The sequence below is a fragment of the Edaphobacter sp. FHG110511_03 genome, from assembly GCF_059115365.1.
The window spans coordinates 117,877-130,566 of the sequence record NZ_JBZYWL010000005.1; the positions used below are offsets into that span (position 1 = coordinate 117,877).

Below are 12,690 nucleotides of genomic sequence, written 5' to 3' on the forward strand. Positions count from 1 at the left end.
ATCTGCATTTAGATCAACCGCCACCCACAGACCGGTAGGGTTAGCCAAAGTCCGATCTCGCCTCCGACTTTGTCATTCCGAGCGAAGCCGAGGAATCTGCTTCTCTACCACGGGTGTCGGTTCCCACATCTCGATTCTGAGATGTGGATTTCATTCGCGCAAAGGCGCGAACCGCTTTAAACCCTGTCAAGCCCCACAACCACCTAAACAATCCATTACCAATAACTTACATGTGCCGATTTACTGTTCTCCATCAACTAAAATGGAAATAGCGACAAAACCGGCTCTGAAAGATCGGCTGCAAATACAAGTCCGGACCTAAAATCAAGGTTCCCAAGACTTTGCGCAAAAAAGTACGGGGGGGCCCTATACCTGTCGTGCCAGAACCAGCGTAATGTCGTCCGGCTGCTCCTCGGCCCCGATCCAGGCATCGAGCGCCTGCATCACCTGGCTTGAGATCACATGGAGCGGCTGGTCGCAGTATCTGCGAACCACCTCCATCAGGCGCTCCTCGCCGAACTCTCCAAAGTCGTTCTCAGGTTCCGTGACTCCGTCCGAGTAGCCGACGAAGATGTCTCCCGAGCGCATCTGGAAACGATCCTCTTCATACTGCATCCCGTCCATCAGTCCCACGACGGTGCCTCCGCGATCGAGCCTTCGCACCACACCATCGCGACCCAGCACCAGCGGAGGAAGCTGACCGGCGTTCGAGTAAGTCAGCATCGCCGACTGCGCATCGTAATGCGCCAGGAACAAGGTCGCGTACTTCTCCGGCTGCGTGCTGCGGTAGAGGTGACGATTCAGCAGCGACAGGATTCTCCCCGGCGATTGGAACAGCTCGTCGCAGTCGTTTCCAAGCTCGTCGCGGCTGGCCAGCAAGCCCGCAACCGCCGACTCGCTGTAGACCAGCTCTTCGCTGGCGAATCGGTAGGCGCGAACCGCCGAGTGCAACGTCGCCATCAGCAGCGCTGCGGAGATTCCTTTTCCGCTGATGTCGCCGATGGCAATTCCGACGCCGGTCTCCGTTCCGCCGGCGTGCCCGTTGTGAGCCGCGTCGTGGAAGACGAGGAAGTCGTAGTAGTCGCCGCTCACGGAGCGAGCCGGACGGCAGACGCCATGCAGCTCCAGCGAAGGCAGGCTCGTAACCTGCCGAGGAAACAGGTTCGCCTGCACCTCCTGGGCGATCGAGAGCTCGTTCTGCAGCCGTTCCTTCTCCTTCTGCTCTTCCAGAAGGCGTTGCAGAGAACCAGTCATCTTGTTGAACGACCGGCTCAGCTCAGCAAGCTGATCTTCGCGCGTAACGCCGATGCGATGGCTTAACTCACCCCGATCGATCTTTTGGGTGGCGTCGTACAAATCGGCGACCGAGGTCGTCATCGTCTTGCTGAGCCGGATGGCCATCACCAGCGCGAGCAGTTCGATGAGAGCAAAAAGAACGCAAAGCGCGATGAGGCCGAACCGGTAGGCATTCGTAAACCGGCTGCGAAGCGAGGCGCCGAAGAGCTGGTTGTAAAGTTGAGACGGTCGCGACCTGACTCCAATCGGTACGCTGTCGCGTTCGCCGGTCCCCCAGTCGGTCATGTCGACGGTCGAGACAAAACTGACCTGGATGTCGGCGAGGTTCACGGCAGGAGCCTGCACCCCACCTGCAACCGCGCCCTCGCGACGCTTTCGGATCCGCTCCCTGACTTTCGGGGCTGACGAAAACTTCGAACTAGCCTCGTCCGGCTCGTTCCCGCTCAATCGTTCCGGGAGGAATTGCGCCCGGCCAAGGCCGCGAGCGATCATGTCCATCACCTGACTGTCGACAACGAGGCTTGTCACCAGGCTCAGCAGACGGCCGTCGTTCATGCGCTGCTGGTTGATCACCGTAAGGTAGAGATCGCCGCCGTCCAGCACCAGTCCATCGAACTGGCCGCCCTTGAGTTCCGCTGCCCAGGGAGGCAGCCCCAGCGGTGTCTGGCCATGAGTCGTTCCCAGGGCCACGGGAGCTCCGTTGAGATACGCTGCACTCTCGCGGTGCAGCTTTCTCCGCACCATATCCATTCCCCCGCTCAACTCCACGCCCCCCATGGCCGCTGGCGGAGGCTGGTTTCCCTGCAGGAGCTGAGCGACCAGCTCGACGCGATGGGCATTATCGCTGCTCATCTGCGCCAGCTCTTCCTGAATGCGCGAATCCGCCAGATGGATGGCGAACTGGCCAGCCGCAACGTAGCCCGAGATCAGAACCAGCGTTAGAAAAAGGACTACTGGAGCCAGTCCGATAAGCAGATAGGTAATAACCAGCTTGTTCCGAAGACTCCACAACATTCGTTGCCGGACGATTCGTACCAGCAACGGAATGCCGGTTGCAGCCAGCGCGATGCCAACCAGCACCTGCACCACGGTGAAGAAGGTGCCGAACGATCCTGGAATCATTCGTAAAAGGAAGAGGAGACAGAACCAGACGGCTAGCCAGAAGACGGCACCGGGAAGCCCTATGGGAAGCTTTATGCCCATCAATTCCGGTCTTCGACTTTCCTTAGCGGTCTTCATCTTCCTCTTTCTTCGCCTCTTTCTTCTTCTCTTCGAGCGCTGCCAGACGCTCTTCCCTCTTGGCCTCCCGCGCGAGCCGCAGCGTGTATCGCGTCGCCGAGACATGTGCGCCCGCCAGGACCAGCAGACCTGAAAGGAATGCCCACATCATCAGTCCTACCGAGATATAGAACGGCCCGTAAACAGATTGAAAATCCAGCCAGGGTAAAGCTCGTATATAAAGATACTTCGCCAACTCCCACGCTAGCCCCACCATGAGCGCCGTCGGAATCACGGCCCGGGCTGGAACCTTACGATTGGGAAGAATCCAGTAGATCAGAAAGAACAGCAGAATGCTGAGGCCAATGCCACAGATCTTCATGAACCACTGCGCAGCCAGATCGTAAGCAACGTTCTGCGTGTGGCCGAAGAAAAGAATGGTCAACAGCGTCTTTGAGCCCGAGGTGGAAGCAACAGAGACGAGCGCCAGCACACCGACCGCAAAGGCCAGCCCCAGCGAGACAAACTGGTTGCGCAGATAGCTACGATTCTGGGTCACGCCCCAGACGCTGTTCAGCGCCACTTCCAGCGGCAGGAAGACGCCCGTCGAGCTGACCAGAAGCATCACCACGGAAAAGACCTGCACGCCTTTGCGCGGATGCGCCAGCAACTGCATATTCCGCATCACGAAATCCTGCCCCACCGGAAGGAAGCCGTGCATCATGTCGCCTACGACCTGCTCCATCGCGCGGGAATGGAATACACGCCTGCAAAGAGTCAGCAGCAGGACGATGAACGGAAAGAGCGACAGGATGGCGTTCGCTGCCACGCTGAACGCATATGTGTGGACTTCCGTACGGGCCATGTAATGCAGCAGTGCATTCACCTGCGACCAGAAGCCCGAGCCCCCGACGGCGGAGCGAACCTGTTCGATGGGAAGATTTGGAACTGGCTCTTTCGTCTCCGGATGAGCGGAGGTCTGCGCAACAGTGCCTTCAGGGTCTTGGACTGCGTCTGCTTTGGGCTGCCGGATCGAGAACATAGAGATACAGGAAGGATCGAGGAGTGACATCGTCTCCGATGCCAGCGTCCCTCCGTAATCCAGCTTCGATGCTAGCAGAGTGACACAACTCGCAGTGCATCCCTGAGGGAGGACCTTGCGGGAGAGGAGCTTAGGACTCCACGCCTTCGCTTTGGCCATCCATGATCTTCCGGATAGCCCAGCGAGCGCTTTCAACCAGGATCTCGTCCTCGCTAAAGGCCCATGCTTGAAGCTGAGGTAGAAAACTGCGGTCATGGCTGTTCCCCATGGCGATAGCGACATTGCGATGCAACCGTTTGCGTCTCGTTCGTTCGAGGGGCGAACCCTTGAAGCTCTTGCTGAAACCAACCGTATCGAGACTAGCCAGCCAAGCCAGGGAGGGATTCACCAGCTCCGGCCGTGGCTCCATGCCCTTCTTTACGGCGATCGGCGCTCTCCGGTTCCACGGACAGACATCCTGGCAGATGTCGCAGCCAAAAACCTGTCTTCCCATCGGCTCCCGCAGCTCCTCAGGAATGGTCCCCTTTTTCTCTATAGTCAGATAGGCGATGCAGCGAGAGGCATCCATCTCACGGGGAGCCACCAGAGCCTGGGTCGGACAGGCGTCGATGCATCGCGTACAGCTTCCACAGCGATCTGGCGCCAACTCCGCCACTGCATCCGAGGCAACAGGAATGGAAGTAATAATAACGCCAAGCAGCAGCCACGAGCCCAATTGCGGATGAAGGACGCAGGTATTCTTTCCGATCCATCCGAGCCCGGATTGAGCAGCCATGGATCGCTCTACAAGGGGGCCGGTATCGACGTAACACCGCGTCTCACCCTGCACACGCTCCTTGACTGCAGCCTCAAGCCTGCGGAGTCGTCCGAGGAGCTCTTCGTGATAATCCGTCGGCCTTACTTCTCCGTCGTCGAGCGTACGGCCGCTCCAGGCATAGCGCGCGATCCATCCTGTACCTGCCGGAGCAGGTGCGATCGAAGTCACCGCATCCGCGTTGTAGTTGAACGCGCAGACGATGACGGAGCGCGCCCAGGGAATTGCCGCCTGAACCCCGCTGCGCAATAGAACTCCGCCTTCGCTGCGACGTTTCAGATATTCCATCTCGCCGGCGCGGCCTGCCTCGACCCATGTCGAAAAGCGATCAGCCTCGCGCTGCGCGATGGGGTCTTCGGCTTCGGGAACCTGAGCCACCCCAACGGCATCGAAACCGACTCCGAGAGCCTGTTCTTCGAGCCAGCCCATAAGCTCTGAAGTCCACGCGACAGACAATTCCCACTCCTTCGGACACTTTCGTCCAGCGCAAGATTCAGGGTAAACTGAAATCAACGGAGAGTTGGCAGAGCCCGGTTGAATGCACCTGACTCGAAATCAGACATAGTCGCAAGGCTATCGGGGGTTCGAATCCCTCACTCTCCGCCATCAACCCCCTCAACAATCTCAAGAATCGACTAAGTAAGGAAAATACAGCAAGTGAGCTGCATTCCGTATATTTCGGGAGTTCCGCCCTTTTAGCCTTGATAGGCCAAAAACAATATCATGGCGGATTCGCAATATCACGGATTCCCCGCCCTCATTGCCGCCCTGGCCCTGACGCTATCCACACTCACCGCGACGGCACAGACCAAGGTCAAATTCTTCTCACGGTTTCCTAACGACCGCTTGCGATCTGCCTTCTACTAGTTCAGAAAAGCTGGGGGTTCGCCTCCCCGCGAACCCGCCCAGCATGCGCCCTTCCCTTCGATATCGAATCTCAGCGGAACGTTTTGCGCACGTCCCACATCCATAGGACAGAGGAAAATAGCGCGGGAGAGTTCGGCTGTCTTTTCCCGGGTCTTCAGGCAGTACGACACCCTCCGTGCAAAATTAGATGCCGGAGGAAAGTTAAGGGGTCGCCCGACTCATCGAATATGCAGTCAGAGTGAACGATTCGCGCACAGCCTATCTGCCTTTCCTGAGCCTAAGTATTGCTCTTCTTGAGGTTGAGGGACAGTCCACCTCGACCGTTTTCGATCGCGTGCAATCAGGTTCGCCCCTTCTATTCCTGCAAGCCCAACCGATGAACTAGTACTGCATCGCCTGAAGGAGAATCCGACTCGCGCTTCTTTAGGTAGAGTCCGCGTAAGTAGCCCAGGAATGCATACGCTGCAAAAAATAATAGCGTGGTCTCGAACAGGTGAACCGCACTTGCTTCGATCCATGGCTCATGCTCGATCACGAAGAGAACGAAGGCAGGAAAGATCACAGAGTAGCGAACAAAACTTATCGGGAGATCGGATGTTGCCGGTACGCGTATCGCCGTAAACGGAATCTCGCGTATGCGCAGAAGGAAGGTTCTCGCCAATAGGACCGTTAGACCAATCGCCACGACAATCTGGGCCGCAACCGCAAGCAGACCTCGCTGGACCGCCGGCGCGAAGAGATGAAGGACTGCCATCGACGCTATCATCGCCGCGCTGATGCAAACCGATACCCATAGAAAGACAGCGCGCAGATGTTCGGGGAGCGGACGTCCGTGAATGACTACGAAGACCCAGCTGCCCTGCAATCCGACCGGCGCATCCATCGCCGTCCTCATTCCCAGAACAAGCAGAAACGCGAGGAGAGGTACGGCTGACCGGACGCCCCACTCGGAGCAGCGAAAGCCTATATGGCCTTCGTGGATGTCCAGCAATAGGATCCCTGAGATTGCCAGCGACAACCCCACTCCCGAATAAATCGTGAGATAAAGCCGCAGCCGGGGAATGCGCAGCATGGTCTGGCTGATGAAGTGATAAATCGCCCGCAGCTGAGGGCGACGCAGCAGTGTCACATGCAGCAGGCGCCGACCCATCCCGGCGATGACACTTCTCTTGTGCGTGGAGGCCACTCCCTCCACCATCTGGCGAACCCGGCGCGCATACGCCAGCGGATAACTCGCCATGGCAAGGATCAGTGCTCCCGCAGTGGCGGCTGCTGCCATCTTGGCAAGCGGCAGGTAGATCGGCAAAGCGGCGGATCCTCTCAGTAGAAACTCATAGACTCCAAGAAACCAGAACGGCGGGAAAAAGCGGACTGCCGCACTTCCTGAGTAAAGCAGCGGCTGCAGGTGAGTAGAGATAAGTGGCGTCAGAAATAGAACAGTCAGAAGCGCAACCATGGAAAGCGCCTGTACCAGCGGCGAAACCCATCCAAAGATTCGCCGCCCCAACAGGCAGAGCAGTCCACCCTGCAGAGCGATAAACAATGCTGCCGAAAAGGTTCCCGCCATCGCAACTGCCATCGCGTGAACGGTCAGATGTCGCCACCACATTCCGTGAAGATCCGCCACAGCAGGAAAGAAGAGCGTGCCCAGAAAATTGATCCCTACCAGCGCCAGCCCCAGAAAGATTGCCAGTGCCATCAGTCGTGCCAGTAGAAGCACTCGCTTGGGGATAGGAAGGGTCGTCAATACGAAGACGTCGAGCAGATCGGGAAACAGAAGCTCCCATTCAAATACCGTTACGATTCCCATCACCACGAAGGCGTAGACGGTGTACACGTAGTGGTCTGAGATCTGGTTCCAGTACGGCCGGGGCCCGATCGCCTTTGGCTGGTGATACGCCGCGAAGAGATAGAGCGCCATCAGAACCCCCGGCAACGCCAGCATGTATGCCACCTGCGTCATTCGCGTGGGAATCTCCTCCCCAAGAGCCTCGTTGTGAACCAGCCGGTAGAGAAGGTGGCGTGTCAGGATCTCGAAGACCGTGCTCTGCCGTGCCTCCACGGGTTCGTTCGCCTGGACTGCAAGCGAGCGCACGCTGGCGTCCGGCCCGCGTAAGACGCGACGCAGACTAAACATGAGACACCTGGATCGCATCGACCATCTTGCGTGCGATCGATCGCGTGTCCTGCTGCTGTACCAGTTGCGCAAAGACATGTTCAAGACTTCCGAGCTGCATCAGCGAAGTCAGCTCCGAGGGAGGAGCGTCCGCCAGAATCTTTCCCTGCGACAACACGATTACGCGGTTGCACACCTGTTCGACCACTTCAAGCACATGGGAGATGTAAAGAATCGCCTTGCCTTCGCCAGCCAGCTCACACAGCAGATCCTTGAACAACCGTGCCGAAACCACATCCAGCCCTGAAAGCGGCTCATCGAAGACAAGAAGTCGCGGATTATGCAGCAGCGCGGCAGCCAGCAACACCCTCTGCTTCATTCCCTTCGAATAGGAAGAGATCGGAGAATGCCGCGACGACCGCAGCCAGAGCAGCTCCAGCAGACGACTCGCTCGTTCTTCCAGTAGCCTCTCCTCGATCCCGCGCAGCCGTCCCACCAGTTGCAAATACTCCAAACCCGAAAGATGCGTGTAGACATGCGCCTCTTCGGGAACATAGCCCAGGGCTTCGCGGAATCTCGGCAGGTCATCCTGGATGTCCTTGCCTTCAAACAGCACATGGCCTGCACTCGGCTCCAGGATGCCGGTAATGATCTTCACCGTGGTCGACTTGCCTGATCCATTGGGCCCCAGGTAGCCGACCACCTCACCCGGTGCGATCCGAAAGCTGACATCGTTCACTGCCGGGATACCGCGATAGCGCTTGGAAAGATTCTGAACTTCGAGCATGCGTGCTCTCCTGCCACCCTATGTAGCAAACTACTCTTGCCATTGTCAAGTAGTCTGCTACATAGGTAGAATCCCATCCATGGCTGCCGAGGCAAAGCTCTCCCACACTGCCGCGATGATCCTCCATGCAATACATGCAGGATCCATCTATGGCTTTAGCGTGATGGAGAAGACCGGCCTTCCCAGCGGAACCGTCTACCCCGCGCTGCGCAGGCTCGAGCGCGACAGCCTTATCCGCTCCGAGTGGGAGAAGCAGTCCGTCGCCGACAAGGAGCTTCGTCCGCCCCGCAAGTACTACCACCTCACCAGGGCGGGCCATGTCACCCTCGAGGCTTCGCAGCGGCGCTATCCCCTGCTCGCCAAACTCTTCGCCTCACCCGAGAAAGAACACGTATGAGCCTTTCGTACACACCGTTCAGCCTCGTCTCGGGGACCCTGCTGCGGTCTGCCAGCCTGCTTGTACCCTCCGGTCAACGCTCCTCCTGGCTGCAGGAATGGCGTTCCGAGCTGTGGTACGTCAACCACTCCAGCCTTACCGAAAACATTCCTTTCTTCACACGTGAGCACCAGGCGGCAACCTTCTGCCTCGGAGCCTTTCATGACGCTTGGTATCTGCGCTGCGAGCGCAAGGCCCTGATCGCTCGAACCGTCCGCCCCTCACGATCGGCACTCCGCACGACCGCCGCCCTCTTTGTCCTTGCCGTACTCAGCTTCGTCGCAGCATTCCTGGTGCCGGGCGTGCGGTCCGTTCTGCGTCCGTCGCCATATCGAGATACGCGCAATCTCGTGCTCATCTCCCCACAGGGAACCATGAATCGCGAAACTCCGTTGATGCGTATGCGCCATCTCCGTTTCTGGCGCGACCGCGCAACCCGCATGTTCTCTGAGATTGCGTTCTATGGCCCTATCGTCAAACAGGTTCGCACTGTGTCGCATCACACGTCTGAGCTTCGCATCGCTCGCGTCAGCCCCAACCTCTTTCCCATGCTCGGCATTCAGAGTTCCTCGCCTGCCGCCACAACACAGCTGCCGATTCTTCTAGTGAGCCCGGCCACCTGGCAACGTCAATTTCATGACGAATCCGTTACCCCTGGCACCGCCATCAAGATTGGAATACGGAAGGCGATCTTCGGAGGGATACTCCCGGATGGCCAGTGGCAACTTCCCGGCAGCTTCGATGCATGGCTGATTGAATCCGGCTCCGATACGTCTGCTATCCCCGATACTGCGCGCGGCTACATTCTTGCGCACCGTATCTCTTCGGAAGAAAACGAGAAACTCGGCGGACGGTGGAACATGGCTGCGCCCGAGCCTGACGGTGATCTCGGAAATTATGAGTGCATCTCCCTTTCTTCCATGGAAAGCACTCCCGTAAGGATTTATCTCTTCACAATATTTCTGGCGCTGCTGGCGCTTCCTGCAACCACGTCCATTCCGCTGGGCGAATATCCCCTTGGCTCCGAACATATCTCCTGGGCACTGCGGCTCCGGCGTTGGATGTTCCTCGGCATCAAGTTCAGCCTCCTGCTTCCCAGCATCTACTTCGGTTCACTGGACCTCGCCTATTCCTTCTCTGTTTCTACGTCCGGGGCGCAGTACATCCAGATCGTCGCATCGTTTCTGATGGCTCTCTTCAGCTTTCGCTGGGCGCTCAAGGATCAACGACGCCGTTGCCCTGTCTGCCTCTCAACTCTCACCAATCCAGCGCGAGTCGGAGAGCCCTCCCGCAGCTTCCTTGGCTGGAATGGGACCGAGCTCATCTGTACCGATGGCCATGGGCTTCTGCACGTCCCCGAGCTTCCAACCAGCTGGTTCGCCACGCAGCGCTGGCTCTATCTTGATTCATCCTGGAGCAGTGTCTTCATCAGCAGTGTCTAGCGTGAATTGAACAATGCGACGCCGTGGGCAGCACTGTCTCCTTAACGCCCGACCGTGTGAAAGGCCGAGGCGTCGGGCAGGAAGTAGAAGACGATGGCCAGAATGATGTAGACGGCCAGGAGCTGCGTGCCCTCGAGCCAGTTGGTCTCCCCATCTGCGGCAACCTGGCCCATGATCAAAACGGAGAGGAAGATCGCCAGAACCTCCGCAGGGGAGAAGGCGAGATCCATCGGGCGTGGCCCGATGAAATGACTCAAAATCACCAGAAGCGGCGCAACCAGAAGCGCAATCTGCAAGCTGCTTCCGACAGCGATGCCGAAGGAGAGCTCCATACGATCCTTCATGGCAGCAAGGATTGCCGTACTATGCTCGGCGGCATTTCCGATGATGGCAACCACGATGACGCCGACAAAGATCTCTGTCATGCCAAAGGCCTTGGCGGCTTCGTGAACAGAACCCACGAGGATCTCGCTAATCCATGCGATAAAGGCCGTGGCAATTGCCAGGATAAGAACAGCTTTGCCTAGGCTCCACGCTGCCTGCTGCTCTTCCTCCGAGGAAACAGGCTTGCCCTGAAAAAGAGTCTTGTGTGTATAGAGAGAAAACAGGAGATGGGCAGCATAAGCGCAAAGCAGGACGATGGCAATATCAAGCCCCAGGGCGTTCTCCGGAGCCGCGTTGCCCGAGCCCTGAAGGTAGTGGAAGGCGGCAGGAATGATCAGGCCGACGGCGGCGAGGGTGAGGAGAATAGCTTGAGCGCTGGCAGCAGTTGCATTAAATTTTTGCGTCTTGTAGCGAAAGCCTCCGGCGACGGCGGAGGCGCCGAAGACCAGCAGAATATTACCGATGATGGATCCGGTAAGCGATGCCTTGACGACATCGTAGAATCCCCTTTGCAGAGCAGCAATCGCGATGATCAGCTCGGCCGCATTGCCGAAGGTGGCATTGAGCAGGCCGCCCACTCCCTCTCCAGCATGATGCGCCACCTGCTCGGTCGCATGTCCGAGGATGCCTGCCAACGGCACGATGGAGAGACAGGCTGCGATAAAGATGTAGGTGTGCGCATCAGGCCTGAGAAATTCAAGCCCAATCGCAATGGGTACAAAGATCAGCAGCCATTTGAGCATAGGTTGTACTGCCAAAATAGCCTGCCTTCCGATCGTTCGCAACCCCTCGCTCCACGAAAGAGATGTCAAAATCTCTCCTTCTGGAAACTTCGCTCACAACGGCTTCCCTTCCACTGAAAGCTGCCTGTCCCGAACTCGGCTTGCGTTTACTCTCGATCGCGGTAAATTGGAGGGGTGGATTTGAGCACGTTGAAGGTGTCCCGATCATGGCCCAGACACGCACCTGTCGATCCGCTCTCAGCTGCTTTCTGCTCGTGGCAGCGCCTGTAGCTGCATGGCAGACCGCACAATCCCAGTCTGTGCTTCCGAATCGTCTCCTCACCGCGGATTCGTCGTCGTCCTCTCAACTCAGAGAGGAACAGGCGAAAGAGGATATGGATAGCTGTCGCATACACCAGATAACGAGCCTTCCGGGAAGCCACAAATTTCCCAGTGAATTTATCGAGGCCGTAGCCAGCGATCCCAACGCCAATGATCCCGATAAGATATGGGGACTCACCACGGATACCAACACTCAGATTCCCGCTCAGAATCGAGCCATGTACATCTCAAAATCAACGGATGGCGGCGCGACATGGGCCCAGGTTGCGCGCATCGATTCCAGGTACTTCGATGCGGAGATCGGGGAGGGACTGCGAAACGGATTCATCGTCTCTCCCGGAGCAACTTATTTTGTGCTCACGACGCAACGAGGAGCCTTTCAGGTCTTTCCCCAACAGGGGACGTCTGAACCGTCCATTAAATCAATCGTTGGCCCGCGTGTTCCGACTACGCCCCCCAAAATGCCCATTACGAAGAAACCAGGAGATCCTGTACGAGCCAATATCGTCGAGATGACAGGGGATGGAAAGCAGCTCATCATCGGCTATGGCTACTTCGATCGCGATCCCAAGATCCTCACCTATTCCAGAGACGGCAACGGCTCATGGATTGAGGACCAATTCCTGCCTCGACCTCCAACCGATATGGATCTTCTCTCCATCGAGTTTGACAATCCTAGAAACCCAAATCCCGGTTATCTCTACGTTGGAACCGGCGATCAGGTCTACCTTCTCAATCGCAGGACCGGCGAATGGAGCCGCATCCATGGAGTGGGGCCAGACTCTGCCATCCATGGAATGAGCGTTGTTGGGGGTCTGCATCTGGCAGCCTGCTGGGGAATCTACAATCCGGCGGGTCCCGGCATCGTAAGGCGAGTGACCGAGGCAAAGTTTCTTTTGCATCGAACCTCCGATGAAGCGGGTCCCAACCTGCGCGCCTACAGCATAGAAGTCGACCCGCGAAGAACCAACCGGGAGGTCGTTACCTCAATCACAGGTGTGTATACGAGCCAGGACAAGGGCGAAACGTGGAGAAGGCTCAATGACCTTCCAGAAGGAGAGTATCGCCTCGCTCATTTCAATTCCGACGGAACCATTCTTGTCTCCGGAATGCCTGGCACATTTCTGGTCAATCCATTTTCTGAGACTTGCATTCCCCGTCTTAAAACTCGAGGCAAATAGCTTGTCTCAAGGGCGGCTCCGCGCGCAATCGATCGTTAAAATA

10 protein-coding genes and 1 tRNA gene are annotated in these 12,690 nt (G+C 57.5%); 5 read left to right on the forward strand and 6 right to left on the reverse strand.

Features of this window, described 5'->3' with window-relative positions:
- Positions 1 to 366: 366 nt before the first annotated feature.
- Genes AC5S26_RS20255 through queG form a run of 3 tightly spaced genes read right to left on the reverse strand, consistent with a single transcriptional unit; the run spans position 367 to position 4,826 of the window.
- The gene (locus tag AC5S26_RS20255) at positions 367 to 2,535 is read right to left on the reverse strand and encodes a PP2C family protein-serine/threonine phosphatase (RefSeq protein WP_494186754.1); all 2,169 of its coding nucleotides are present in this window, start codon (positions 2,533 to 2,535) and stop codon (positions 367 to 369) included.
- Entirely contained in the window at positions 2,522 to 3,715 is a 1,194-nt protein-coding gene (locus AC5S26_RS20260) for a YihY/virulence factor BrkB family protein (protein ID WP_494186755.1), read from the reverse strand. The genes AC5S26_RS20255 and AC5S26_RS20260 overlap by 14 nt, the downstream gene beginning before the upstream one ends.
- The gene (gene queG / locus AC5S26_RS20265; RefSeq protein WP_494186756.1) at positions 3,687 to 4,826 is read right to left on the reverse strand and encodes a tRNA epoxyqueuosine(34) reductase QueG; all 1,140 of its coding nucleotides are present in this window, start codon (positions 4,824 to 4,826) and stop codon (positions 3,687 to 3,689) included. Before queG ends, AC5S26_RS20260 begins: the two co-directional genes overlap by 29 nt.
- Positions 4,827 to 4,884: 58 nt before the next feature.
- Between queG and AC5S26_RS20270 the strand changes: the two genes are divergently transcribed.
- Positions 4,885 to 4,976 (forward strand) — tRNA-Ser (locus AC5S26_RS20270).
- A gap of 117 nt (positions 4,977 to 5,093) precedes the next feature.
- Entirely contained in the window at positions 5,094 to 5,237 is a 144-nt protein-coding gene (locus tag AC5S26_RS20275) for a hypothetical protein (protein WP_494186757.1), read from the forward strand.
- A gap of 355 nt (positions 5,238 to 5,592) precedes the next feature.
- Here the strand turns inward: AC5S26_RS20275 and AC5S26_RS20280 are convergent, their stop codons facing one another.
- Entirely contained in the window at positions 5,593 to 7,374 is a 1,782-nt protein-coding gene (locus AC5S26_RS20280; protein ID WP_494186758.1) for a hypothetical protein, read from the reverse strand.
- Positions 7,367 to 8,140, reverse strand: coding sequence for an ABC transporter ATP-binding protein (locus AC5S26_RS20285; protein ID WP_494186759.1), 774 nt, complete (start codon positions 8,138 to 8,140; stop codon positions 7,367 to 7,369). Before AC5S26_RS20285 ends, AC5S26_RS20280 begins: the two co-directional genes overlap by 8 nt.
- Positions 8,141 to 8,219: 79 nt before the next feature.
- Here AC5S26_RS20285 and AC5S26_RS20290 point away from each other — a divergent pair, with 79 nt between their 5' ends.
- Both AC5S26_RS20290 and AC5S26_RS20295 read left to right on the forward strand, forming a co-directional pair.
- Complete coding sequence (locus AC5S26_RS20290) at positions 8,220 to 8,537, forward strand: PadR family transcriptional regulator (protein WP_494186760.1); 318 nt, start codon at positions 8,220 to 8,222, stop codon at positions 8,535 to 8,537.
- A complete protein-coding gene (locus AC5S26_RS20295) occupies positions 8,534 to 10,018 on the forward strand; it encodes a hypothetical protein (protein WP_494186761.1) in 1,485 nt (494 codons plus the stop codon). Before AC5S26_RS20290 ends, AC5S26_RS20295 begins: the two co-directional genes overlap by 4 nt.
- 41 nt (positions 10,019 to 10,059) lie before the next feature.
- On the opposite strand, the gene cax is transcribed toward AC5S26_RS20295, so the two are convergent.
- The gene (gene cax, locus AC5S26_RS20300; protein WP_494186762.1) at positions 10,060 to 11,214 is read right to left on the reverse strand and encodes a calcium/proton exchanger; all 1,155 of its coding nucleotides are present in this window, start codon (positions 11,212 to 11,214) and stop codon (positions 10,060 to 10,062) included.
- Between the two features lie 137 nt (positions 11,215 to 11,351).
- Here cax and AC5S26_RS20305 point away from each other — a divergent pair, with 137 nt between their 5' ends.
- Positions 11,352 to 12,647 (forward strand): beta propeller repeat protein, encoded by a 1,296-nt coding sequence (locus AC5S26_RS20305; RefSeq protein ID WP_494186763.1) that lies wholly within the window; start codon positions 11,352 to 11,354, stop codon positions 12,645 to 12,647.
- Positions 12,648 to 12,690 lie beyond the last annotated feature (43 nt).

What these genes read in the sequence shown, in the direction of transcription:
- AC5S26_RS20255 (WP_494186754.1), bottom strand. Translation starts at nt 2,535, where the DNA reads ATGAAGACCGCTAAGGAAAGTCGAAGACCGGAATTGATGGGCATAAAG.
- AC5S26_RS20260 (WP_494186755.1), bottom strand. Translation starts at nt 3,715, where the DNA reads ATGGCCAAAGCGAAGGCGTGGAGTCCTAAGCTCCTCTCCCGCAAGGTC.
- AC5S26_RS20275 (WP_494186757.1), top strand. Translation starts at nt 5,094, where the DNA reads ATGGCGGATTCGCAATATCACGGATTCCCCGCCCTCATTGCCGCCCTG.
- AC5S26_RS20280 (WP_494186758.1), bottom strand. Translation starts at nt 7,374, where the DNA reads ATGTTTAGTCTGCGTCGCGTCTTACGCGGGCCGGACGCCAGCGTGCGC.
- AC5S26_RS20285 (WP_494186759.1), bottom strand. Translation starts at nt 8,140, where the DNA reads ATGCTCGAAGTTCAGAATCTTTCCAAGCGCTATCGCGGTATCCCGGCA.
- AC5S26_RS20290 (WP_494186760.1), top strand. Translation starts at nt 8,220, where the DNA reads ATGGCTGCCGAGGCAAAGCTCTCCCACACTGCCGCGATGATCCTCCAT.
- AC5S26_RS20295 (WP_494186761.1), top strand. Translation starts at nt 8,534, where the DNA reads ATGAGCCTTTCGTACACACCGTTCAGCCTCGTCTCGGGGACCCTGCTG.
- AC5S26_RS20305 (WP_494186763.1), top strand. Translation starts at nt 11,352, where the DNA reads ATGGCCCAGACACGCACCTGTCGATCCGCTCTCAGCTGCTTTCTGCTC.